The following is a 25,607-nucleotide window of genomic DNA, read 5'->3' as shown; positions in this document are numbered from 1 at the left end:
AATAAATAATTTTAATTCTTGCTTGATCACAGCAGGAATTTTTAAAATTAGTGCAAATATATTTACAATGATATTTTTAGTTTTAATTTCGATTTTGTTTTCAATCTTTTGCTCAGCAAAAGGTCAATCAAATAATAAATCAGTTATTAAGGGAGTAATAGAATAGACACTATTCCTTACACAATCTATTTTGTTAAATATAAAAATCAAGGAAATATGATCTCTGTTACGGTAGCATTAGATGATCAAAGCCATTTTAAATATACAGCTATAATCTCAGAGCCGACTATTTTCAACATATCTATTAAAAATACTTACAATAAAAATTATATCGGTGATTTTGTAATTTATTTATTCTGGATAGAGCCCTAGGAATGACACAAAGTTTGTTACTGTTCATCATATTTAAAATTTTGCTGCGCTTTATTTCATTTTTTTCTCGTTATTTAAATTCAACTTTCTCACCAATTCGCGTTTTAATTACTCATTATCCTATTTTTCATACTCGTAACGCAATAATTAACAACTCAAGAATAATTAAATTACAGGAACTAATCAATAAATTGACAGTCAATTTAAAAATTAATGAAAAAAAATTTCCCTACTAAAATATTTTATCATTATCTTTAAACAACAATTATAATAAGCTATTATGAAGATCTTTAATTTGCTAAAGCCAAAACAAGATAATGATCTAAAACAAGTGTGTAAAAACCTATTTGATTCGTACAATATCAAATACAGTGATTTACATCTTGAAAAAGTACTAGAAGAACATGTAGATAATTCTTCTCTATTGAGCATCAAGGATACCTTATTTGAATATGGCGTTGAATCGGCAGCTATTCGAAAGGCAGATTACAACTACTACGATTTTGAGCCCCCATTCATTTGCTCTATCCAACAGGAAGATTGGTATAAAGCAAGGTTCACTGTAGTATCTCAAGTTGACGAGACCAATATTACTTATCTTGATCCACAAACTAACAAATTAAAAGAAATCCCACTTTCTCAATTTGAGAAAATAGACAAAGGAATTATCTTACTAATGGATGATTCAAATAAAAAAGATGAATCAAAACTCGCTGCTCATTTAATTGAGCAACGCAATCAAATCATTGCGCGCAATACGCCTATTTACCTGAGCTTGATTACACTAGTACTCTCTTTAGGATATACCTTTCTTCATTATCAAACAGGAATATCATGGGTTAATATCATATTAACAATGACCAGTTTTATTGGATTAGCGGTTTCATCCCTCCTTTTGTGGCATGAAATAGATGCACACAACCCCCTCATCCGAGAGGTTTGTGGTGGACAGGGCAAGAAAGCAAACTGTGACGATGTATTGAATTCCTCTCAATCGTCTTTTTTGGGAATCAGCTGGGCGATATGGGGATTTGCATTTATGGCAACTTTATTTTCCATTCAAGTTTTTTTTTTCAGGAAACTTGCCATTCCTGTATTTAAGTGCCATCATTTCACTAATTGCTACACCCTATATATTCTTTTCGGTGTATTATCAAGCTAAAGTTATAAAACAATGGTGTCCACTTTGTCTTGCCGTACAAGGAGTATTAATCATCAATAGTGCAGCGGTTATTTTCTTTATTTACAAAAAAGGAATCAATCTAGCATCCATCTCAAGCTATTCAATCTTCATCACACTATTATTAGCTTTCTTTTTCATCACTGCAGCATATACGTTGATCCCGATATTAAGAAATGCTCGCGACAACAGAAATACGGAAAAAAGATGGAAAAAATTACGATATAATCCTGAAATATTTAAGGCACTCCTCGACAAATCAGAAAGAATTACGTCTCCAACAGATCAACTTGGTATTGTAGTTGGGAATCCGCAAGCAAAAAATGAGATCATCAAAGTTTGCAATCCCTACTGTGGGCCATGCGCTAAGGCTCATCCCGAATTAGAAAATATTATCAAAAATAATTCAGATGTCAAAGTTCGCATCATTTTTACAGCCTCTGGAGAAAATGGAGATTTCCTAAGTATTCCCGTGCAACACTTGTTGGCGATTCAAGAAAAGGATGGACAAGAAACTGTACAACGTGCTTTAGATGATTGGTATCTCGCAGAAGTAAAAGACTATGAGGTTTTCGCAAGAAAATACCCCATGAATGGAGAACTAAAACAACAAAAAGATAAAATTGTAGCAATGAGGAACTGGTGCAATATTATGAAAATAAGAGCTACACCAACAATTTACATTAATGGTGCCGAAATGCCTGAAAGTTACAAAATCACTGAACTAAGAAACTTTTTCTAGAAAAAATGCCTGAGCCAGTTCGAAATGTACTCAGGCAAACAGAAAGGCTCCCTGTAAAAGGCCTTGCCATGCTATCCGGGAATTAGTGAATAGCAAAATTCATTAAATTAAAAAAATAAAATTATCAAAAAGATTTCATTAAAGAACCTAAACATTCAAGAATTCGAACAACTATCTCGTGAGCAATTGAAAGGCATACAAGGAGGAGAATTACCTCCTGCAGGCGACAAATGTAACTGTAATACTAAAGACGATTGTACAACAACAGATCCATCTAAGCCACAAGGATGTATGGCTTGCGACTCAGATGGACGTGGTTATGCAGGAATATGTGATTGGGACGGGACGGCAGGACAGTATTAATCCGAATAAGTAATTTTAATTCCTGCTTAAATCATAGCAGGAATTTTTAAAACATTAGTGCTAATAAATTTACAATGAGATTTTTGATTTTAATTTCGATTTTCTTTTCAATCTTATGCTCCGCAAAAGGTCAATCAAACAATAAATCAGTTATTAAGGGATTGATAGATACTATTCCTCACGCAATCTATTTTGTTAAATATAAAAATCAAGGAAATACGATCTCTGATACGGTAGCATTAGATGATAAAAGCAATTTTAAATATACAGCTATAATCTCAGAGCCGACAATTTTCAACATATCTATTAAAAATATTTATAATAAAAATTATATCGGTGATTTTGTAATCTATTCATTCTGGATAGAACCAGAAAAAACGATTGAATTTAATGGCTATAAAGGCTGGCTGATTAATGGCGCGAAGGGTTTAATTCCTATTTCTAATAAATTTGATATTAAAAATTCCTCTTTAGATAGTATTGAGAGATTATTCAACAAAAATAAATTAACAGCAATTAAAGCAAAAACAGAACAACTCGGCCGTAACCTGGCAAACAATGAGTTGATTGAAGTAATTCGCGAACTTTCCGATTCATTTATATCTAATCACCCGAATAACTATTACGGACTTTATTTGATAAGTAATTTCCCGGATAATACAAATAAACAACTAAATGATAGAAATAACATGTTCAAAAAGATTTCGAATGATTTACAGAAAACATATCTTGGCGAATCAATTCTCCAAAAAATAAAAATTAGTAAAATATTTGAAATTGGTGAAATGATGCCTGAGTTCGAACAAACAGATACGATATCGAAAGTCGTTAAATTATCCCAATTTAGAGGTAAATATGTGCTGGTTGACTTTTGGGCATCCTGGTGCGCGCCTTGTCGAAGAGAAAATCCTAATTTGGTTAAAGCCTATCAAAAATACAGAGGTAAAGGATTTGAGATTATAGGAATATCATTAGATGAAAATAAAGAAGAATGGCTAAAAGCTATAAGCAATGACGGATTAAAATGGACGCAGTTATCAGATCTAAAATCTTTTAAAAATTCAGTCGCTCAACAGCTCTCTATTCAAGCTGTCCCTGATAATTTTCTCATTGATCCAAATGGAGTAATTCTTGCTAAAGGACTTAGGGGTGATGACTTGAGCAAAGAATTAGAACGAATTTTCAAATACTAAATCACTCAATATTTAGCATATCCTTTAGAATTGAGCCCAACAACTCAAGAACTCTATTTTATCATAATAGAAAAAAATCTTTCAACTCTTATACAATTTGAAAGATCAACTGCTAATTTTACCGCCATTCAAACAAATATTGTGATAAATTTCATGAATTTTATTTATTCTAGCAATCGAACTCTCAAGGGAGTTCCTCAAAAAGAGCTGCAAGCTTGCATCTTCATATTTATATTTGATATTATCCTGGTTAAAACGAGAAATTGGTGGAAACATAACAAACTTATTACTAGTCAAAGATGACAATTTCTGAAAAAAATTATCAGTAGAACAAAATGATTCATTCAAAAATTTTCCATAAAGGCTCCGAAATATCATAATAAAATTACTCTGTGAAAACGCCTCTAACCAAGATATTCTTGATTTGAGTGGAAGTAAGTTTCTAAAATCACCGTTTACCCCTCCTAAAAGAATACTCGCTTGGAGATGATGAGCTTCGTAAATGCTAGAAATCAACTGTTCTTTTGCATAAAAGGATGTAAAAACGTGGTTTTCATCACAAATTAGAATAACATCTTCATCATTATTTATAGCAATCTCAATAACTTTGCGTACGGCTTTCCAATACATTAGATCTTCTGTTTGCTCTTTTGCAACACTAAAAATCTTAACATCAAATTCATCCTTACCTTCAAATTGAGATAATATGGTTTCAAAACAATTAGCGTTTTGTGAACCATTAATTATGTAAGTCGGAATGATAATATCGTCCATAATACCTATTTTAAATCATCAAAATAACGCCTTAGACGGAATAAAGTATCAAATCGTTCTTGAGATTGCTCAAAATACCTATTGACGATTCCAATTGCCTCATTCTTTTTAGTCACATCGGAGTATCCAAATTCTGCTTGAATAGAAATAAAGGGATACACACAGAAGATTTTATCACTAATACATTTCATCTGGATATCAATGTTATCGTCATCGCTCAACTCCAATGCTAAAAATCGTTTATAAAAACGTTTAAATATGACTGCAAACTGAAAACCGGTAAACCTATTTACCCAGAAGATACTCTGACTTATCTGCACTGCATCTTCAAAATAACTTAATCCCCCTAATAAAAGATCACCATTAAGATTTTCGACATCAGAGATGGAACTTTCTAAAAATTCATATTTATAAAAGTCAGTGAATGAATGGTCATCTTCACAGATAATTACATATGATAATTGTTTGTTATCTGCTGATTTTATAATCTCCCGCATGGTTTGCCAAAGGCCTATCGCCCCAATTTCGTGTCTTATCGCGTCAACAAAAGTGACACCGAATTCAGTTTTGTCTTTAAATTGATTCAGACAGTGTTTCCTTCTATCTATTCTGTCCTTTAAATTTATTATGAATAAGTCATACTTTTTCTCCATAAATCACTAAATGATAAGCTACAAAGCTGTCAGTCAAGTTTTAATTAAGTTTACTTTTGTGTATCTCTCAGAACTTCTTCAAATCTTTTTACTCCAGGGAATCCTGTCATTTGATTCATTAATTCACCTTTCTTATTGTAAATTAAATAGGTTGGGATCGATGAAAAATTCATTTGTTTTTGAAGCTCCTCCATTTGTTTAGATGAAAGATAAAAATGATTTCCTGCTATATTTTTTACATGATTATTCCACAAAGTTCTAGGAGATGAGAAATCTGTAATATAGACAAAAACAACATCAGCATTTTTTTCCTTTATTGGCTTAATTTTATCCATGGCAGCTATACAGGGTGCACACCAGGTTGCCCAAAAGTCTATGACTACAGTTTTAGATGGATATTTTCGTATGATTTCTGAGAGTATATTATCCTTATCTAGATTAGACCAATCATAAACTCGTCCTTTATCATTAGTAATTCTAATTTTATTTATATTATTTTGATATAATAAATAATCAGAAAATGATTTATCATTAAAATATCTGACAATATCTTTAGATTGTCGATCTGAGAGTAATTTACCCCTAGCAATTTGATCCAGATAAGCATTTGCCAATAAAATATCATAAAAGTAGCCCTGAGAATATCCCAAAAGCGGTGCGAGTATTCTAGTTGTTGTTTTCATCCAATGTTTTGATGAAATTTGATCTGTTTTTGGTAAGTTTAGGACGCTATCAGCCAGTAAAGACTTTGTTAATTCATTATAATAATTTGATAGTAGATAATCTTTATTATTGAGATCTAAATCTTTTAAAAAGGTGTAATAATCTAAATTAATCCTATTTTTTATTTTAGCTCTCTCTTTGTCCATCCCCGCATTCACGTTATCAATATACATTCCATTATTCGGATCTAATAAAAACATTCTCGCGTATACTGCTTCAAATGTCCTACATAACGAGATTTTTGAATCCGTAGATAATGTTGCATTTTTAATCTTAGCAACCTTTTCTTTCATTGATGTCAATGCGCGATCCCGATAAGAATTGGGTTCGAATATATAATCATTTGATGATGTTCCCTCGTTGAATATACTAGTGAATAAATGTTGGATTGCTTTTGTTTCACTAAATATCATCTCGTAAGGTCCTTTATATTGAATATCGGGATTTGCATTAGAACCGAATTTAAAAAATACTTTAGTCGTATCATTTGGCGAAAAAAAAATATACCTCTCGATATTGTCTAATTTTAAAATCGCTGAAGTCAGCTTAAATGTTGGTATTTTTAAAAGGGTATCTAAATTTCCCTGAATAGGAATATTTATATCATAATAGCTCGTCAAATTGCTCGTCAAGGTTAACTTGAGTGATAAAGTCTTCGTATTTTCACTATTTCTTACTTCAAACCTAAAATAAGCTTCTCCAAAACTCTCGGCAATATTATCCAACTTCTTTTGGGCGTTTACATTGAGTATAATGGAGCAGATTAAAGACCAAAAAACTACTTGGATACGAATTGCATTTTTCATCCTATTTTCAATTTGTATAGCCAATAGACAACTATTGGCTATACTTTTAATATACACTAATTTTTAAAACAAACTAAGCCAGAATTGAAAGGCAAATATTGACATTTTCCGGTATTTCCGTTAGATTGTGTGCAAGATTCCCATTCCTTTTTTCCAGCACATGCATCTGTACCACTTCCGTCGCCACTCCCTTCACTTCCACCGGTTATTTTTTTCAATTCATCATGAGAGAGGATTTCCTGATTTTCAATTGATTTTAACGTGATCTTTTTCATTTTTGTATTATTTAAGTTTATAATATCCTTACACTCCAGGACATTGATTGGAGGCCACAGTTTTGACAGCGAGCATGCTGTTTCCTCAATTCGTTTGCAACCGATCGAAGATTTTCTAGAAAAATTCTATTATCGCTTTGCGGTAAATAATTACCTATAATTGAAAACTATTTATAGTTAAATTCTAATATAATATGTTCTATATTACCCAAAAGATACTTAGCATACACAAACAAGAAAGAAGAAGATGATTTATTTTAAAACATTAAAAATATTAACATAAAAATAGCAAAACCGCTTCTTACAAATAAGTGAACAAATAATTGTTTATAATTAGTACGTTTTTAAATTTAAAAAATAAAAAACATTTAAAGTTGAATGTATAATTAAATTAAAAGTAATATAGCTGTTTTTTTGATATTATAAATAAATATCAAAAAAATACTACACAAAAGTGTAGCATTTTTCCCAATATGAAAACAACCAAAACATTATCATTTAAGATAATTCCCATTTTCTATTTTAAGATGCTGAATAACTTATGGATATCGGGGAAAATGAAACCAATTCACCAATAGATGACCATTATGTATCATAGTAGTCATCTCGACACTACAATATCACTATTTACATCTTCAATTCAAGATTACCTAAATATTTAGATTTCAATCTCTCAATTAAAGAGTTTGGATGATAAGTTATATCTTTCTTAATATTATGCCTTCTCCACATATTGTTCCACAAATGGATTGCATATGAACTTTCAAATGTTTGTTGTATCTGCTCAGCAAAAAAGAGATCAATCTCGTGCCAGTTGATCGGGCAAAATACATGAGGCTGAAGAATATAATCCTTGCTTTCGTAGGTCGCCAATATCTTAGTTATAAAACGGGAGCCGTACTTACCCCAGGGTTCTGACACTAAATTTATATCCTTCATCTGGTCTAAGATATCACGAAGAAATTCAGCATTTTTGGGAGCTTTGATAATTGCATTATTAACAATCGTTATAGGTTTATTCTCAATAAACATTATTTCCGTCGTGAAACAATATTCAGCATTGAAGTCGAAAGGTTTCAAACAAACAACGTCCATATCCACCCACCATCCACCTCTCCTATAGAGTAATTCGTATCGAAACCAATTAGCAAAGGATGTTAGGCTACCCTCAACATCTTTAAACAGATGTGCTTTGTCTATAATTTCATTCGCATCTTTAATGGTTGTCCCTTGTGGACAACCTTTTATTTGTGAGTCATAAACATACAAATGAAATTCATGTCCGTTATCTAAAAACGACTTAATGCACAATTGTTCAATCGTAGATATTTCACTACCAAACCACAGACCTTGTATAATCTTATTTTGCATAATAATTAATTTATAATGGTTACACCAATATACGCATTTAAAAATAGAAACATGCTCTTAAAAATACTAACAGAACGTCTAATCAATTTGAGGCGCTAGAAATGTTTAAACTAATACATTAAAAATATCGATTTCATTTTTAAAACGGCTCATTAATTTCTTATTTTTTCAAAAATTTATATAAGAAAGTACACCAATTGTGCCGAAGGTGAAAGTTCTAGACGATTATAATTTTTTATCTCCCAATTCGAGACCTTATCACGAAACTTATTGTAAAATTATGACACTATGTGTTCAGCTTTATATTTAAATGAATTAAGACATAAAATATGATAAAGTTTGGATTTTATTAAACTTACTTTCATTAATATTAATTACGCTTCCTTCAATTTGCACTATTGTTAAACAAACAAAATATTGTATATTTATTAAGTTTTACGATGATATTTCTAAATATTTTTGCTTTAAATAAATACTTTGGCATCTGAATATCGATTATTTGTTTGAAGCCATATCTTGCTTATTTAAATTGCAATAGTTTATCATAAGTAATAGTCAATTATCGACAAAATCAAATTAAAACCTTTTAATGATTTAAACCAAAATAAACGAGTGATTTTAAAATTCCCCAATTATAAACAGATGGATGTGATGGACTGTGGTGCAACTTGCCTTCGCATTATATTTAAATATTATGGACAGTCAGTATCTATTCATAAAATCCGTAAACTCTGCCAAACAAAAGATACAGGAGTTAATTTATTGGGTATAAGTGAAGCGGCCGAGAAACTTGGATTTAGGACATATGGTGTTCGATTAACAATGGAACAGCTCCAGGAAATTGAACTGCCCTGTATCCTTCATTGGAATCAAAATCATTTTGTTGTATTGTATAAAGTTAAAAGGGATAAATATTATATTTCTGATCCTGCGCTCGGACTTGTTACTTACAATAGTAAAGAATTTACAAAAAATTGGTACTCAGCAAAGGAACTGCATTTAGGGCTCTCATTGGTCTTGGGCCCCGGCCCGGAGTTTTACCAGCTTGATGAGGAAGAACCCGACCTAACTCTAAAATGGGGTAAGATGCTTAAATATTTCTATAAGTATAAGCGACTTTTTATCCAGTTAATACTAGGAATGGTGCTTGGGACTCTTCTACAACTCATCACTCCATTCCTAACTCAGTCTGTGGTTGATATTGGTATTAACACCAAAAATATCAGCTTTATTAATTTGATTTTGATAGCCCAATTAATGTTATTTATTGGGAGTACTGCTGTGTCATTTATTCGATCATGGATTCTACTTCATATTAGCACGCGTGTGAATATTTCCATTCTTACGGATCTATTGATCAAAATCATGAAGTTGCCAATGAAATTCTTTGATGTAAAAACACATGGCGATCTAATGCAGCGTATGGCCGACCAACAGCGGATTGAAAGCTTTCTGACAGGAAACACTTTAAATACTCTGTTTTCGATAGTAAATATGCTTATTTTCGGTTCTCTTCTAATAATTTATAATAAAATTATTTTTTTAGTTTTTTTTGCAGCGACGACATTTTATACTTTATGGATATTATTTTTCATGAAGTACAGACGGGAATTGGACAACAAGCGATTTAAAATATCTTCGGAGAATCAAACCTATATGGTCGAGATGATTCAAAGTATCAAAGATATAAAGCTAAACAATGCACAGAAGCAAAGACGCTGGGGCTGGGAAACATTGCAAGCAAAGCTTTTTAAATTTAAAGTGAAGAGCTTAGCCCTCTCCCAATACCAATCTATTGGATCAATGGCTATTAATCAAATCAAAGGTATTATTATCACATTTATTAGTGCAAAGGCAGTAATAGAGGGCAATATGACACTTGGAGGAATGATGGCAGTTCAATATATTGTAGGGATGGTCAGTAGTCCGGTAGAATCACTAATCGGTTTTATGCAAACTTATCAAGACGCAAAGATTAGTATGGAACGGCTCAATGAAATTTATGAGAGCGAAGACGAGGAGGATGTCAAAAAGGACTATTTGAACGATTTGCCGGAAAATAAAGATATCGAAATCCGTAATTTAACCTTTCGTTACTACGGAGCCGGAAATGAACCTATTTTCAATCGAATAAACTTGTATTTTCCTGCCGGAAAAACTACTGCGATTGTAGGGACTAGTGGAAGTGGAAAAACGACAATTCTGAAATTATTATTACGGTTTTATGAATATGAAGAAGGAGAAATTCTCATTGGGGGAAAGCGACTGGAACAGTTTGACTTCACCCTATGGAGAGACAAATGTGGCGCGGTCTTACAAGACAATTATGTATATGCCGATACTATAGAGCGTAATATTACTGTCAATGCGGAATTCTCCAATAAACAACGGTTGGATGCTGCTATAGAGATTTCCAATTTGAATGAATTTATAGCAGAGCAACCGTTTGGTTTGGCGACCAAAATAGGAACTGCTGGCAAAGGTGTCAGCCAGGGACAAAGACAACGACTGATGATAGCTCGGGCTGTGTATAAAGACCCTGATTTTATATTTTTAGATGAAGCAACTAACTCACTTGATGCTAATAATGAAAAAGTTATTATCGAAAATCTTAACCGTTTCTTTCAGCAAAGAACTGTAATTGTTGTAGCTCACAGATTGAGCACTGTCAAAAATGCGGATAATATTATTGTATTGGAAAAGGGGGATGTCGTTGAACAGGGAACGCATCAAGAACTCACGGCATCAAAAGGAAAATACTTCGAACTAGTAAAAAACCAACTGGAATTGGGAAATTGACACGTTTATGAAAGAATCATTAATTATAGAATCAGACATCCATTCAGAAGATTTACAGGATATTATCGCAAAACCACCTTCATGGCTATTGCGATGGGGAATAACTTTTATTTTATTGACCGTATTAATTATTTTGGGTATGTCTGTCTTTATCCGTTACCCTGAAACTGTCGAAACTAAGATTAAATTTAATACTACTGATGCTCCCAAAGTTATTTCTGCTAAAGTAAATGGCAGCCTGATTAAAATATTAAAGAAAGAGGGTGAATGGGCGGAAGAAGGAAGCACACTTGCTTATCTCGAGAGCACTGCAGACCACGATCAGATTATTATTCTCTTAAATAAGTTGCAACAAATACGCCAAAAACCCAATGCTACCTATAACTTAGAAGAATTGATCGAACCCAATAAACTCAATCTCGGAGAACTACAGGGAGCCTATCAGAATTTCTATCTTTCATACTTAAGTTATATTTCAGCGCGTGATCAAGGAATCTATCAAAAGCGCAAGTCCGTCATTAATCAAGAGGTTACAAACGTCAATGAACAGTTTAAAAAGAATAGCGAATCTTACGAGTTACAAAAGAAACAACTTGAACTTGCTGAGCGCGAATATGAAAAATATAAGCTTTTGGCGCAAAAGAAAGTGATCAGTCCGTCTGAGCTGCAGCAGAAGGAATCTTTGTTGCTTGCTAAGCGTCAGATGATTCCGCAAATGGAAAATAGCTTAATAAATTATGAAGGAAATATTCTGTCAAAAAATAAAGAACTCGCTGAAATAGAAAACCAGATCGAAGAAGAACATAAAAAATTTGTTCAAGCCTTAAATAGCTTTATTAGTGAAGCGGAAAATTGGAAGAAACAATATGTCATGACTAGTCCTGTTGGTGGAAAGTTAATTTATGGTGAATTCTTACAAACGAATCAACAGGTTACAATCGGACAAAAATTGTTTTATATCAATCCTAAGAGCGAAAAATACTATGGAGAAGTTTTATTGCCCCAAATTGCTTCGGCTAAGGTAAAGAAAGGTCAAAAAGTATTGATTAAAGTGAACGGCTATCCCTACGAAGAATATGGTTATCTACATGGAAAGGTGAATTATATTTCAGATATTCCGATTCAGGATAGTGTTTTTTTTTACGACTATTTCTCTTGACACTACCAATCTTAATCCATTGATCCAGCTTAAACCAGGACTATTTGGTAATGGAAAAATCATCACAGAAGATAGGTCTATTTTTAGACGTATTTGGAACAATCTAACTAAAAATTTAATGGTAAATTAGCAAATGCATATTCCGGAGTAAATTTGTTCTTCATCAATTTTGGTGAATTAGGCTGATTTAGCAAGAACCATCTTTCTTAATAACTTGGAGATTTCGGACATCGGGACCATGCGATTCCGACGCAAATTGACCACTATAAACAGGACCATAAAAATAAATAAAATAGATTTTAAACTTCTCAGCATAATATTTTAATGGTGAAAATTTCCCAAATTAAATGGTCATGAATTTTCGAATTCGGATGATCAACAGAATCGAAATCTCCACCTGACTCCGATTGTGTTTTTTCATCTTTTGAACATGAAGTTATGGAGCTCCCACCATCAGGACCATTCCATAAAATATTACTTTCCTTAACATAAGTCTACTTTTTTTATCAATTCAAAGCTAACAACAACTCGTGTTAATAAATATTAAGGAGTGTAAGTTAGATAAAAATTATGTTAAATAAATAGTAAATTAACATGCTAAAGCACTGCGGTTGGGAATATTCATACCTTAATGTTAACCGGCTTTGGGCTTCGATCTAAATCATAGTTCGCAAGATTAGTTGGCTAGTCTGCGGTACTGTTATTGTACCTCTACCCTTATTAAAACCAAGAGAATTTTTGGAGTTTGTTTCATCCCTATTTCCAAACATGTCGGGATGTAAATGACTTAAATGAATAGATCCTCACCTTTCTTCATTAGAGCAATAGCTTTAATCCAATAGAAATATTGCGCCCCGGTAGTGGGGCCAGATATTTGAGTATGGAATTTTGCGGACGTGCTTCAACATTCAATAAATTATTTCCGGAAATAAAATAGACAAATTCATATTTTTTTTGATTCATCTTGTAACCTAATTGACCAGATAGCAAGGAATAGGCCGGCATAGGTAGTTCAATATTGATATTTTTACCTAAATAACGCTGTTTCAGATACCGATCAAAATTGGCGTTCCCAAAAAACTTTTTATATTGAAGTAACGCGGATATTCCATATCTACTGGTCGGTAGATTGGGCATAAAGTCACCTTCTGCCCATTTGCGCATACTATCATCTGATGTATTTATATTTTTGACAAGATCAGCGAACGCATTTAATGCGAAATGACAATCGGGTGCCCATGCATAGGTATAACCTCCTTCCAACTCCCAACCCTGGATCTTGGTGTCTGAAGCACGCCATTCCTTGACTAAAAAACCACCAGAACGGGAAATACCTGTATGGGCCAAATAAAGATAATTTTTAAAGAGGCTGCGGTAATGCGTCGCTGACAGTTTTAATCCACCATATTTTATCCCTCCGGATAACTCATAGGAATTTGAGCTTTCCTTGTTCAGTCGATCATCTCCATTTTCTTCCACCAGGATCGCAAAATGGTCGTTCCCAGCATAAAGTTCATTGACCCCCGGTGCTCGTTCTGCGTGTGAAAATGTAGCCTGCAAATAGGCAATGTCAAAAATCGAATAAACGATATCTCCCGAAAAGTGGTTTAAGCTAAAATCCCGGGCCGAAAGATCACCTCCGGCCATCCCCCGGCTCCGCTGGTAGGTAGGATCGCTCAAAGCACGTCGGGCAACCCAGTCATGCCGGTAGCCCATATGAAGGGCAACTGGATTAAGTGCTATTGTTTGCAACGTAAATATTCCTCCTTCCCGACTCAGATTATTGGGGATATACCGCCGATCACCCTCGCCCTTTAAGGCCACAAATGAAAAATCAAATCCACTCGTCCCAGACCAAAAACGGGTAAACTGCTGCGTTATCTCCGATCGAAACGCATGACGCTCACTATCGAACTTATTGACACGATACCTGCCCAAGAGCTCCCGGTCGTCCGACAACTCACCTCTATAATTAAATTTAATCTCCGAGATCAATTGTGTTTTTGGCTTGAAAGCAGATTCTAACTGCCAGGCATATGAATAAGTGCGCGTATTGATCGGCTCATATATGGGAGTCCAAACTGTGCTGTGGCTATGGACAGGCTTGTTGCGCTGTGCAAAACCGGGAATACCATAATAGCTTTCAAGCGCATAAAGCCCTAGACCTACTCGAAAGTTGTCTCTTATATAGCTAGCTCCTGCATTGATAGCGCTTCTCTCGGCATGACTATTGGGCATCACGCCACGCTTGACCGGTGCGTAATCTGTAATTCCATGTACGACTTCGGTGTACAATGCTGTGTTGGGATCCTGTCCGGCGATATATTTGTCATTTAAAGGGTTTAGGACTTTTGCTCCATTGATAAAAGAATAATCTTCAAAGGTATAGAGGTCGGCCTCCGATAAACCCCACTTTGGATCGCCCATATTATTGAGCACAAACTGGCTTAAATAGGGATATAGCGTCAGATTTCGAATCGTCTCGCGATCGACATTTACCTGTGCCATGGCGGCGGTCAAATGATCGATCTTAGGATCATAAGCAATAGCCGCCTTTGTATTGCCCGGAATCCTTAGGTTTCCGTGCCTGAGCCTCATTGCACCAATATGCCCCACCCAGTACTTTCCAATGTTTGTATTGAAGGCCAGCGACTGGCTATTGCCACTATTGGTTCCTAACTCCGCACTGGCCTGGCCTGCAATCTTATTGGGTAGACGGGTCGTAGGAATGGTGTTGTCTTTAAGATTGACCGCTCCACCAATGGCTTTTCCTCCGAATAACACAGTAGCAGCACCCTTGTACAATTCTATTTCGCGTAGATTGTCCATATCGAAATTGGGATTTAGGTTAGGACTGATTCCCGACAAATCATTGACCGAAAGACCATTGGAAAGAACACCTACCCTACTACCACTTAGACTGCGGATCATGGGCATGCCAGAATTGGGACCAAAAGAAGCATTTTGTATCCCAGCGATATGGCTCAATGTTTCACCAAGGGTTTGTGCCTGTATACGATCCAGCTGCTTTCGATCCAGCCTCGTTTTTTGCCCATGGCCCGGTACAAAGCCAGTAGTCTCCGCGGTCGGAAGCGTATAGCTTCGCAATGTATCCACGGATGGTTTACGCTGCGCATGTGCAGTTTTTGCGCTAGATAATAGCATTAGAGATGCTAAAAAAACTTCTTTCTGATACCGTATCATTGTGTAGCCTATTTCTGTTTGAGCTGCAAAATTAAAAAAGATAACAACAAATGCAATCATGTTGCATTAATAATTTACAATTACTACCTTCGTCAAAATTTTACACCATATGAAGTACATCAACACAAAAATCGCTCTAGCGGGCGCGCTGATTCTGATGCTCGGAGCTGCATCATCCTGTAAAAAGGAAACAGCGCCTACGCCCACTGAAATCTCACTTTCGTTACCATCGCAGGTCAGTCTTCGCTACGGCGAATCACAGGAAATTAATCTGCCGAAGGACCTACCTGCAAGTACAGGACTGACATTCAGTTTTGACTTTTCCCAGACTGCAGACATCAATTTGGGCAACGGTAGTAAACTCAGTGACAAACTGAACCAAGCCATCAAATACGATAGCGAAAAACAAAGCATAGAGATTAACAGTGCCCTACTCTATCCAAACGGAGCCCAATCGAGCAGCGCACGCATTCCCGATGATTATAAAGTCACCGTGATAGCCAAAGAATCGCATGGCACAGTGGTAGGGAAAGAAAATTTTTCAATCAAGATAACGGCTGGAACAATCGCTATCAAAGGTCTAAAAAGCGGCGGCGAGTTACCTTATTCCTATGTATTGTACGGCGACCAATCTTCTGATTTTGAAATAGATCCTCTTGGCCTACCGATTACTGGCGCTAGTTTTCACTTGGCAAAAAAGGATGGCCAGGAAAATATTGCTTCAATAGCAGATACACATATCAAGTTATCAAAAGATGCCGGCGATCCGGAAAAAAAAGCTGAAAGGTCTTTCGAGCTGACTCCCGAACTTAGGAAAGATGGTTTCCCTGTCGCTTCAACGACTTTTAGGGTGATTCTGATTCCACAAATTAAGTTCTTGTTTGGACAATATTATCCCGATCTAAACCTGACAATCGACTTTAGCCTGATACATATCGGTCTTTCAAACGGTTATGTCTCTGCGGCACCAACACTATATCCGGAAAAATATAAATCTGCATTTGAACTGGTTTCAATACAAAAAGATGGACAGGCATTTACAGATAGCGAAAAGCTGTTTAGCGTAAATGCCCAAACAGGTATAGTTTCCGTAAAAAAAAGTGATCGTTTGAAAGCTGGCAGCTATAGGGTAAGCGTAAAGGCACTGACAACCACAGGGCTTGAATTTACGGCTAACCTCACCTTAGCAATGTCTGAAGGATAATCGGAATACCCTGGTTACAGTGATTATTTCATCGCTGTAACCTTTTTCTATTGGAGGGAATTTATTTCAATTTTGCTTTTTAGAGAAATAATCAACGCTTGGTACAGCCTGCCTTCGACATGTCGGACAGACAACCAATACCGCTGTTCTAAAATCGGTCAACCTCATGTTCTTATCATTAAAACGATAAGTTTTTACTAAATTTATATATCAAATCGAATCCCAATTTACAGCAAAGCAGTTTTAACAAAAGGCCGTAAATGGTGGCTACATGAAGGCTCCAGACTATTGGTGAAGCAGAGATTTCATAGCGGATAAGCTGATAACCGCGGTAGACTATAGTATGTCAAAAAATTTCTGATAAATGAAATACCTTTACAGCCAGTGAAACTCTATGAATATCGTTTTGAGGGAACAGAAAGATCTGCGATCAGCAGTTATTGACAAATAAACATAAAAATTATAATTTATGCAGGTCATGAAATCGGATGGAGACCATATAAAAATCATATTGAAAGAAATTTCTGTAAAGGATGCTGAGTCATTTTACAGATTGTATCATGGAGATGAACCAAACATTCAGGCTCAGACAACTGGTAAGGAGCAAATGAATCCGATACAGTTTACAGAACATATTCTATCCCTCTGTGAGGAACTCTACAGTATACGAACCGTAGAAAATGAGCATACATTCATTGGAGACTGCGCCTTACATCACTGGAATCAGGAAGAAAAGAAAATTGAGATAGGTGGTTCTCTACTGCCCGAATATTGGGGGAAAGGAATAATGTCTGCAGCTTTTAAGTTGTTGATAGCAGTGGCAAAAGAAAAGTATCAGGCAAATGTGTTGGTAGCAAAGACGGAAATAACGAATCTTAAAGCACTGAAATTTGCTAAAAAATTGGGTTTTCAGGAGATCAGTAATGAAGGCGATATCATCATTCTTGAAAAACGGGTTTTGGACAGAGAAGCATTCCCAGGAATATACTAATTTTAAACATCTCCTTTATGAAACAAAAACATTCAGACAACTTTGATTTGCTCAGATATTTAAGGTCTCAAAAAAAAGATGGCAATATAGTGCCTTATTATTTAGCATCAAAAGCGTGTCTTGAATACTTGAAAATCACAAAGCCTTTTAAAAACTACTTTTATACGATCGGTTTATATTATGGTGAAGGAGCCTGCATCAGGATAGGCACTACCGATTATGATTTAAAACGGGGAAGCCTGTTGACGATCGGCCCAGGAATGACCTGCCAATGGCTCAATACGAGCTTCCCTTCAAATGATACGTTATTTTTTTATGATGACATTTTTGTAAATAATTTCAACAGGTTATTTTTCTATTCCCTCGAATTTTTTTGCCCCGATGAAAAGAGTGTCATGCAACTCACCGATAGGCAATTTATGGAAATGCAACAGCTTTTCAACACACTTCGGGCAATCGCTGATAAGCCCGAAGCAGTATCGGGAATACTATATTCAATCCTCATTATTTCACAGAAATATTTCTGGAACCTCTATCGGGGCAATAAAAAGGAACTCAACGGTAAAGAACACATCGTTGTAAAGTTTAGAGAATTAGTTTCAAAGAATTTCTCGCAGTATAAAGATGTTGCTTTTTATGCGGAACAGTTGCATATTTCACCAAAATACCTGAGCGAAATATTAGTTGAATACACCGGGCTTTCGGCGAAAAAATGGATTGAGTTTCATGTCATGCAGGAAGCAAAGTACCTGTTGAGCTTTTTGAATATGTCTGTCAAGGAGGTGTCCTATCAACTTGGCTACACAGACTCTTCTCATTTTTCCCGTGCATTCAGAAGCTACGAAGGTCAGCTCCCCACTGAGTTCAAAAATACGGTTGAAAATCCTACCTAATCGCAGGTTCTACATCAAAAACAGAAAAAACTACATTTTTTACCGCCATACTTACGGTATTGACGGCCATTCTACTTCCTATATTCGTATCGTGTTACAAAAAACGTAAGACGAAGTTTAGGTACGATTGTTCCAGCGGGATGATAAATGTTATCACAAATGCCCGCTTAGCAGCTTATAAGTGTGTCTTTCGTTCCGAAAAGATAGGACAAATCTGCTATGCAACGAAATATCCTAAATAGGTTGTCACGTTTTCAGCATCTCATGTATCAATACTTAAAAAGTGGTTGGCTGCAACCATTTCTAGGCATAGCTTAAAAAATGAAATCTGAAGGGAACGATGAAAGAAACAACGACGATAAAATACGTGCTAACCTGCCTGTTTTTTAGCATATGGTACTGGCATAGCCCGGCGCAAATACCTGTTGAAATCAGTGCGGGACATGCCGGATATTATTATCAGCATTCGTTTGCTACGAGGTTCAATCCGGGAAAATCCCTCGGGTTCTTTCACACCTCTTCTGTTCTGATACCTTATGATAAAAACCGTGGAAATGAAATTATGAGCCAGTCTTACCTTTCCTATACAATGAGCAAACGATGGACAGCAGGAGTTGGAACTATCTTCACTCCCGTCAACCGAGTAAGACCATCTGTATTTTTCCAGTATTTTCATAAAGGGAAAACAACATCTGTGCTGATTTACCCAAGGATGGATACATGGTCTGTGCCCAATTTCGAACTTATGGGTTTTATTGAATATCAGGGAGCCGTAAACAGACCTGTAAATCTATATGCCCGATTTCAATATATGACCACATGGAATAGGAACGGACATAGCCGGAGCTATCAATATACAAGAGCAGGGATCGATACCCGAGGCATACAATTTGGACTGGCCGCAAACTTTGATCAGTACGGAACTCTTGCTACAAACTACAGCAACTTTGGACTTTTCGTGAGAAAAGTATTTTGAACAATTGTATCATCAAATAATTAAGAAATCATGGAACAGAATTTTTTAAAAACACACAATGATTATACAGGTCTGGTTATTCGTCTGACGATAGGCATCGTTATGTTTGCACATGGAGCGCAGAGTATGCTTGGCTTAATAATAATTCATGTCCAGTAAATTGTTTTTTTTGGTAATAAAAAATGAGACTTTCAAAAGCTAAATAAAGAAAAAAGAATAAATTAAATATGGAAAAGAGAATTGATATACAACAGCTGGAGCCCGATGCATTCAAAGCAATGTTCGCTCTGGAAAATTACCTGCAAAATTCGCGGCTTTCTAAAACGCATTTCTATCTAATTAAGATTCGTGCATCACAAATCAACGGTTGTGCTTTTTGTATCAATATGCACGCTTCGGATGCATTAAAACAAGGCGAAACCGCACAGCGAATTTTCCTACTAAACGCCTGGAAAGATACCGGATTATTTACTGAGGAAGAGAAAACAATTTTAGCCATGACTGAAGAAGTAACCTTAATCAGTCAAAACGGTTTAAGCGAGCAAACGTACAGACTGGCCAAACAATTTTTTGATGAAAATCAAATTGCACAGATCATTATGGCAGTTGTTACCATAAATGCATGGAACCGAATTGTAATAAGCGCCAGAAAAACAGTATATTAAAAGAATAATAAACTGAAAAATGAGACTAAATTATGCAAACAATTTCTAAACCGCTAAGGATATTATTATCCGCCCTTATACTTTCCAATATTGTTTTTATGGCTTGTATAGTGTACTTATACTTGGACAACAGGCAAAATTTTAACGCAAAAAGAATAAATATTAATGATGCCTCGGGTAAAAATCGTGTTGTTATTGCAAACACAGACCATATTCCGCAACCTATTATTGCTGGAAAAACCTATAAAAGAGCTTACGCACCAGCAGGTCTTATATTCTATGACAGGAACGGTGACGAAAGAGGCGGTCTTGCCATAACTGATAATGAGGATACCAACCTGAACGCACTCGCATTTGACTATCAGAATGCCGATGCTATCGGTATACTCGCGCAGGACAATAAAAACGACAACTATTTCAGAGCCGGGCTATTGATTAACGACAAAGACCTGTCCGGTAAACCTGGCCATAACATCAATCGTATCAACCTGCTTACGGAAAATGGAAATGCGGCCTTAGTTATGAAGGATAACAACGAAATACCCAGGATTATTTTAAAAGTTGATAGCCTAGGCAACCCATCTATCGAAATGTTTGACAAAAGCGGTAAACTGAATTGGAAACAATGAATACAAATCTTATGAAACAAACATTAAAAATCATCATGCTTATGCTTTTGGTGATGAAAACTTTTGGTCAACATAAAAATCAATTCAAAATGGAACAGAATAACAGCGAAGATCGCACTGTCAAAGAACAGGTGGCCGTCATTGACAAAATCAGCATTCCTAAAAAAGCTATTGCGGCATATTCCGAAAAATCGATTTTCATCAGGAATACACTAAGGCAGCAGCCCGGCTTTGTAAAATATGAAATCTTTCAACAGACAGGCGATCGTGGTGACCTTCGGGTAATTACCGTTGCCACCTGGTCAGACCGGCAGTACATGGATAATGCCAGATTGGTTATACGGGCGGAGATGCAAAAGGCAAGGATTAATATGCCTACCTTTTTAGAGCAAAATGGGATTACGATGGAAAGGGATATTTATCAGGTCGTCGTGGAGTAAGTGTAACGAGTGAATTACGCAAGAAACGGATTTTAATAAATGTCGGATGTGGTTAATTTTAAAAGAAAGATAAAAAATCAGTAAAATATTAAAAGGTACTACTCATGCATATTAAAAGTTATCCCTCCATTCTATACTTCGGCACGCCGGTAGTACTTATCAGTACTAAAAATCCAGATGGTACATCGAATCTTGCGCCTATATCTTCGATTTTCTGGTTGGGTTGGAGGTGCGTGATTGGGCTTGGGGCTTCATCTCAAACGGCCAAAAACCTTTTGGTAACCAAAGAGGCCGTATTAAACCTACCATCGGTAAACGAAGCAAAGGTAGTGAACTTACTGGCTAAAACCACGGGGTCTAATCCTGTTCCTCCGTCTAAAATACTAAAGGGCTATCGTTTTGAAAAAAATAAATTTGAAATAGCCGGATTGACGGGAATCCCAGCCGAAACCATCAATGCCTCCCGGATTAACGAGTGCCCTGTACAAATGGAAGCCGTTGTTATGGACATCCATAAATTGGCCGAAGACGAACCGTTACAACAGGGAAAGATTATCACATTTGAACTAAAGATAAACAGGGTATTTTTGGATAAATCAATTACGATGGATAATCATCCAAACCGGGTTGATCCAGATAAATGGAAACCTCTTATTATGAGTTTTCAGGAGTTTTACACACTTGGTAATAAAGTACATGAATCGACTCTCGCAGAAATTCCTGAAAATTTATACAACACCTACGATAGGAAATCAACTCAAGAAAAAGTTTAATGATTATTTGAGTCAAACGATCCTCTTTTCGCTGCTTTGTCTTTACTATAGCGCGCAAGTATGATATGCAATAGATAAGAGCTCGTATTTGTGTTTGTCAACATCAATTGATAATATCTCCTTTGCTATTTTCCAATTTTTCACGAAATTTTTTAAGGTTTTTTGGCTTTGGCCTCATCCAATCTGCTACTTCACCAATAATTTTCAAAGGGGCATCTGAACGATATGAACGAGTGGGGTTGCCTGGGAATTTTTTGTCCGTAAGATTTGGATCGTTTTCAAAGTGTCCTGTAGGTTCAATAATATACATTCGTTCTTTACTTTCACCTTTCGCTAATGCAGCAGCAAGACCGGCTCCATTAAGAAGTGCAGTGAAATAAATATGATTCATTTTAAAATCAGATTTATAGTTTGAATTTCCTCCCGGGATGAGTAAATCGCCAATTTGTAAATCTGCTTTAGTTCCGTGATAAAATGGACCTTTATCTGAGGGGTTATTTTTGAACGAAATCGCTAGCTTATAGTTTTCGTTTGCCTTTGAAATGCTACCCAGCTCTTCATAACATTTTGCAATTTTTTGTATAAAGAGAAGGAAGCGCACTTTCCACAGTAGCATTCTGCCCCACTGTTTTTACTTCATGCTATTGTTAGCTTTTTCTCATTTCTACTTCCGACTATATGTTATGTCAAAATCATATTTCCAAGTATGTCCATTATCATAAAATGGGTTCCCATTGGACACTGATTTAAAACAACGAAGTCTGCGCCGTATCACTTCCTAATGGCGGCAATCCTTCCCAATCAAATTGCTCATAACGATGCTTACCGTCGGGGCGGTTTGGGTACCCTCTCAAGGTATACACTGGATAATGTTTCAACTTTTCATTGGGCATTTCAAATCGGAAAATCGGTGGCATATCATCCTCCTGAATATCCTCGATCCATTGACGCTCGAGGTCCTCCGGCAAGAACAAAGGCATACGATGTTTGTTGGGGCCGTCATTATGGATATTGGCCATCACTTCATTGGCTGCGCGCGTGAGCATACCAAACGATCCTACACGTTCAACTACGCCATCCTCATCCACCGTCTCATGCCACTGGTACAAACCTGGTAAATAGAATAGCTCTCTCCCCGCTTCACCAATGAAATAAGGCACCTTCTTCTTCCAGCCCTTCACGGCACGATGCTCAAAGGTGCCACTCACAGGGATAAGGCAACGTTGCTTGCGCAAGCGATACCAATAGGATTTTTTATCCTCCAGGATACGCTCGCTACGAACATTGATCATATTGCGACGGCGATCGGCCTGCAGCTTGGGATCGTCAATATAGGTAGGCAATACCCCCCACTCCATCTCGGTCAAGGCCAGCTGGCTTGAGTCCTTGTCCTTATACAGGATCGGATATTTGGGAAAGGTAATGGCCTGCACGTTTTCCAGATAGTCATAATTGTAATCCAATTGACGGCGCTCGTCCCGCAATTGCGGAAAGGTATTTTTGATAATCTCAATATCGGTATGGAGGCTAATATCCCAGCACATAATGGTATCCTTTTTTGTTTGGCTTTGATACGAATATACGCAATTTGTGCTGTAAATACGGATTGCCCTACGACAAGAAAATGGCTGCTTTTTGGTTCGGACCGGATCTGATTAGCGAAGGATCTCGATAGCAAATACTTTCTTTTGGGTCTGCCCATCGCTAATGGTAGCCACTACCCGACCATATTCTAGGGAGAATAAAATATCAATGGGATTCTTGCGCTGAAACCTGGTCTTGGTACGCAGGTAATTGACAATATTTTTCTCGTAGAGCTTAAGCATACGCTTATCCCAATTCTCCTCCTTGATGCGATTGAGGAAGATCCGATAGCCTGATCCTGTTTCCAACAAGCTTTCGATCTTATCGGCATCCTGCGGCAGCTGCAAAGCCCTTCCCTCCTTTGCCCCCAGTTGATGTGCATGCTGATCGGCGGCTTCTTTATCATCATACGGCGTGAGCAGAAAACCTGTCTTTTCCTTGACATCGGGCCACTCAAAGCGCTGCAGCACAAAGTCGGCGTAGCCCGACTCGACGAGCTCGCGAAACGAACTTTTGGTGACTTGTTCAAAGGGATTGTACAGCATAGGACTAAGATAGGATTTATATCCTAAAAAAGGCCGGAATAAACCAACCCTGATATATATAGTTATGATCCCAATAATGGGATAGTCGGTTTCAAAAAAAAGCTGGCCTAACAAGTGCAAATCAAGCCAGCAAAAGCAATCTTCTCATTTTTCGACTAAAGAACAACAGAAATATAAAATTCGTTTGATCTTTTTATAAAAAGGTTGAGTTCGTCTCTTCGACCTTACAATTATTTTATTTAAATGAGAGCTTATTCAAAACGGTATTGTCTAAGACCAACTTAACCTATAAAAAAGAAAAAGGCCACTTAGACATTATCTCAGTGGCCTTAGAATCTTATATTGTAATCTGTTTTATTTTCCTTTAGCCTTCTCTGCCTCGATCTGCTTTACAAACTCTACAGTGACGTCCGCTAATTCGGCTATCTCCGATATCGAAAACTTATTCGAAGACAAAAGATTTTTTATTACTTCCGCCTTTCCTTCGGCTTTTCCTTCAGCTTTTCCCTCAGCCATTGCTTTTTCGCTCGCTCGTTTCAATTGATCCTCCTGACTACTTCGGATACTCTCGGCATCCCATTTATTCCTTAAACTTACGTTGTACATCTCTCGTTCCTCCGGTTTTAGTTTGCTATACTCTGCTAACTGAAATAACTTCTCAAAAATAGGCTTACGCAAATAAGTGGAAAGTCCATTTAGCGAAGACATATTTTTGAGTACATAAAGCCAACGATCTAAATCATTAACTAACTCTGCCTCAGCTTTAACAAAGTTAACCAATTCCACATATATAAAGCCTAGATCGTCATAAAATATTTTACCATGATCTCGATAACATAAACAAATATCGTGCAGAAAATACTGCTCATCCCCCGCATCAGGCATTGCAAATCCATCCATCAGTACAATGATATAAACTTCACTAATTGCATAATTCCAAGCCCTTCGGTTGCCTTTGGGTGCCTGATCCGCTATCAATTTACTGCTGTAATAAAGCATGCGCTTTTTCAAATTATCCTGCGCCGTGCGCTGCACTTCAATAATAAAACGTTCGCCATTGTCTGCCGTACAGGTCAGATCAAAAATAACGGTACCGATATCCTCTGTATCCCCGACATGCTCATTTTTGTTATAATACAGGTCGGCAATAATTTTGCGGCCTCTAAACAGTTCGTTTAAGAAAGCGATCAGAAGATCTTTATTGGTATCTGATCCGAAAACTTTTTTAAATCCATAATCTGTTGTAATATCGATATATTTCGATTGTTTCAACTCACTCATAATACATTGTTT

The 25,607-nt window shown here is 36.3% G+C and carries 23 protein-coding genes; 13 read left to right on the top strand and 10 right to left on the bottom strand.

Annotation, left to right across the window (positions count from 1 at the left end; translation table 11 throughout):
• Nucleotides 1-652 precede the first annotated feature (652 nt).
• The 3 genes from BV902_RS12770 (at nt 653) to BV902_RS27735 (ending at nt 3,850) form a co-directional block, all read left to right on the top strand.
• Nucleotides 653-1,534: a vitamin K epoxide reductase family protein gene (locus BV902_RS12770; RefSeq protein ID WP_075992268.1), complete on the top strand. Its 882-nt coding sequence runs from the start codon at nt 653-655 to the stop codon at nt 1,532-1,534.
• On the top strand, nt 1,518-2,294 hold the full coding sequence (locus tag BV902_RS12765; protein WP_075992267.1) for a thioredoxin domain-containing protein: 777 nt from the start codon (nt 1,518-1,520) through the stop codon (nt 2,292-2,294). The genes BV902_RS12770 and BV902_RS12765 overlap by 17 nt, the downstream gene beginning before the upstream one ends.
• A gap of 437 nt (nt 2,295-2,731) precedes the next feature.
• A complete protein-coding gene (locus tag BV902_RS27735; protein ID WP_083663586.1) occupies nt 2,732-3,850 on the top strand; it encodes a TlpA family protein disulfide reductase in 1,119 nt (372 codons plus the stop codon).
• A gap of 105 nt (nt 3,851-3,955) precedes the next feature.
• Here BV902_RS27735 and BV902_RS12750 read toward each other — a convergent pair whose 3' ends face one another.
• The 5 genes from BV902_RS12750 to BV902_RS12730 form a co-directional block, all read right to left on the bottom strand.
• Entirely contained in the window at nt 3,956-4,624 is a 669-nt protein-coding gene (locus BV902_RS12750) for a hypothetical protein (protein ID WP_075992266.1), read from the bottom strand.
• 5 nt (nt 4,625-4,629) lie between these two features.
• Nucleotides 4,630-5,277: a hypothetical protein gene (locus BV902_RS12745; protein WP_075992265.1), complete on the bottom strand. Its 648-nt coding sequence runs from the start codon at nt 5,275-5,277 to the stop codon at nt 4,630-4,632.
• Nucleotides 5,278-5,327: 50 nt separating this feature from the next.
• Entirely contained in the window at nt 5,328-6,806 is a 1,479-nt protein-coding gene (locus BV902_RS12740) for a TlpA family protein disulfide reductase (RefSeq protein ID WP_075992264.1), read from the bottom strand.
• 56 nt (nt 6,807-6,862) lie between these two features.
• Nucleotides 6,863-7,081 carry a hypothetical protein gene (locus BV902_RS12735; RefSeq protein WP_075992263.1) on the bottom strand — a complete coding sequence of 73 codons (219 nt, stop codon included), beginning with the start codon at nt 7,079-7,081 and terminating at the stop codon, nt 6,863-6,865.
• Nucleotides 7,082-7,708: 627 nt separating this feature from the next.
• Nucleotides 7,709-8,452, bottom strand: a complete 744-nt coding sequence (locus BV902_RS12730) for a glycosyltransferase (RefSeq protein WP_075992262.1) — start codon at nt 8,450-8,452, stop codon at nt 7,709-7,711.
• A 612-nt stretch (nt 8,453-9,064) separates the two neighbouring features.
• On the opposite strand from BV902_RS12730, the gene BV902_RS12725 reads away from it, so the two are divergent.
• Together BV902_RS12725 and BV902_RS12720 are read left to right on the top strand one after the other, a co-directional pair.
• On the top strand, nt 9,065-11,251 hold the full coding sequence (locus BV902_RS12725) for a peptidase domain-containing ABC transporter (RefSeq protein WP_257787023.1): 2,187 nt from the start codon (nt 9,065-9,067) through the stop codon (nt 11,249-11,251).
• A gap of 7 nt (nt 11,252-11,258) precedes the next feature.
• A complete protein-coding gene (locus BV902_RS12720) occupies nt 11,259-12,410 on the top strand; it encodes an HlyD family secretion protein (RefSeq protein ID WP_075992261.1) in 1,152 nt (383 codons plus the stop codon).
• Between the two features lie 816 nt (nt 12,411-13,226).
• Here BV902_RS12720 and BV902_RS12715 read toward each other — a convergent pair.
• On the bottom strand, nt 13,227-15,575 hold the full coding sequence (locus tag BV902_RS12715) for a TonB-dependent receptor (RefSeq protein WP_237242126.1): 2,349 nt from the start codon (nt 15,573-15,575) through the stop codon (nt 13,227-13,229).
• A gap of 148 nt (nt 15,576-15,723) precedes the next feature.
• Here BV902_RS12715 and BV902_RS12710 point away from each other — a divergent pair, with 148 nt between their 5' ends.
• From BV902_RS12710 to BV902_RS12675, 8 genes are all read left to right on the top strand, one after another.
• Nucleotides 15,724-16,818: a cadherin repeat domain-containing protein gene (locus tag BV902_RS12710; RefSeq protein WP_075992260.1), complete on the top strand. Its 1,095-nt coding sequence runs from the start codon at nt 15,724-15,726 to the stop codon at nt 16,816-16,818.
• A gap of 469 nt (nt 16,819-17,287) precedes the next feature.
• Nucleotides 17,288-17,809 (top strand): GNAT family N-acetyltransferase, encoded by a 522-nt coding sequence (locus BV902_RS12705; protein ID WP_083663584.1) that lies wholly within the window; start codon nt 17,288-17,290, stop codon nt 17,807-17,809.
• Between the two features lie 17 nt (nt 17,810-17,826).
• On the top strand, nt 17,827-18,702 hold the full coding sequence (locus BV902_RS12700) for a helix-turn-helix domain-containing protein (protein ID WP_075992258.1): 876 nt from the start codon (nt 17,827-17,829) through the stop codon (nt 18,700-18,702).
• Between the two features lie 340 nt (nt 18,703-19,042).
• A complete protein-coding gene (locus BV902_RS12695; protein WP_075992257.1) occupies nt 19,043-19,678 on the top strand; it encodes a hypothetical protein in 636 nt (211 codons plus the stop codon).
• Between the two features lie 227 nt (nt 19,679-19,905).
• Nucleotides 19,906-20,343 (top strand): carboxymuconolactone decarboxylase family protein, encoded by a 438-nt coding sequence (locus BV902_RS12690; protein ID WP_075992256.1) that lies wholly within the window; start codon nt 19,906-19,908, stop codon nt 20,341-20,343.
• Between the two features lie 98 nt (nt 20,344-20,441).
• Nucleotides 20,442-20,972, top strand: coding sequence for a hypothetical protein (locus BV902_RS12685; protein WP_075992255.1), 531 nt, complete (start codon nt 20,442-20,444; stop codon nt 20,970-20,972).
• 11 nt (nt 20,973-20,983) lie between these two features.
• The gene (locus tag BV902_RS12680; RefSeq protein ID WP_157626048.1) at nt 20,984-21,412 is read left to right on the top strand and encodes a hypothetical protein; all 429 of its coding nucleotides are present in this window, start codon (nt 20,984-20,986) and stop codon (nt 21,410-21,412) included.
• Between the two features lie 104 nt (nt 21,413-21,516).
• Complete coding sequence (locus BV902_RS12675; protein ID WP_075992253.1) at nt 21,517-22,185, top strand: flavin reductase family protein; 669 nt, start codon at nt 21,517-21,519, stop codon at nt 22,183-22,185.
• Between the two features lie 103 nt (nt 22,186-22,288).
• On the opposite strand, the gene arr is transcribed toward BV902_RS12675, so the two are convergent.
• From arr to BV902_RS12655, 4 genes are all read right to left on the bottom strand, one after another.
• Nucleotides 22,289-22,801, bottom strand: coding sequence for an NAD(+)--rifampin ADP-ribosyltransferase (gene arr / locus BV902_RS12670; RefSeq protein ID WP_216640467.1), 513 nt, complete (start codon nt 22,799-22,801; stop codon nt 22,289-22,291).
• 130 nt (nt 22,802-22,931) lie between these two features.
• The gene (locus BV902_RS12665) at nt 22,932-23,729 is read right to left on the bottom strand and encodes an SOS response-associated peptidase (RefSeq protein ID WP_075992252.1); all 798 of its coding nucleotides are present in this window, start codon (nt 23,727-23,729) and stop codon (nt 22,932-22,934) included.
• A gap of 111 nt (nt 23,730-23,840) precedes the next feature.
• Nucleotides 23,841-24,314, bottom strand: a complete 474-nt coding sequence (locus BV902_RS12660) for a hypothetical protein (RefSeq protein ID WP_157626046.1) — start codon at nt 24,312-24,314, stop codon at nt 23,841-23,843.
• A 354-nt stretch (nt 24,315-24,668) separates the two neighbouring features.
• Nucleotides 24,669-25,595, bottom strand: a complete 927-nt coding sequence (locus BV902_RS12655) for an Rpn family recombination-promoting nuclease/putative transposase (protein ID WP_075992250.1) — start codon at nt 25,593-25,595, stop codon at nt 24,669-24,671.
• Nucleotides 25,596-25,607: the final 12 nt, after the last annotated feature.

Origin of the sequence: Sphingobacterium sp. B29 (assembly GCF_001952815.1) — a bacterium.
In the GTDB taxonomy this organism is placed as follows: domain Bacteria; phylum Bacteroidota; class Bacteroidia; order Sphingobacteriales; family Sphingobacteriaceae; genus Sphingobacterium; species Sphingobacterium siyangense.
This window is presented reverse-complemented; position numbering and strand designations above follow the sequence as displayed.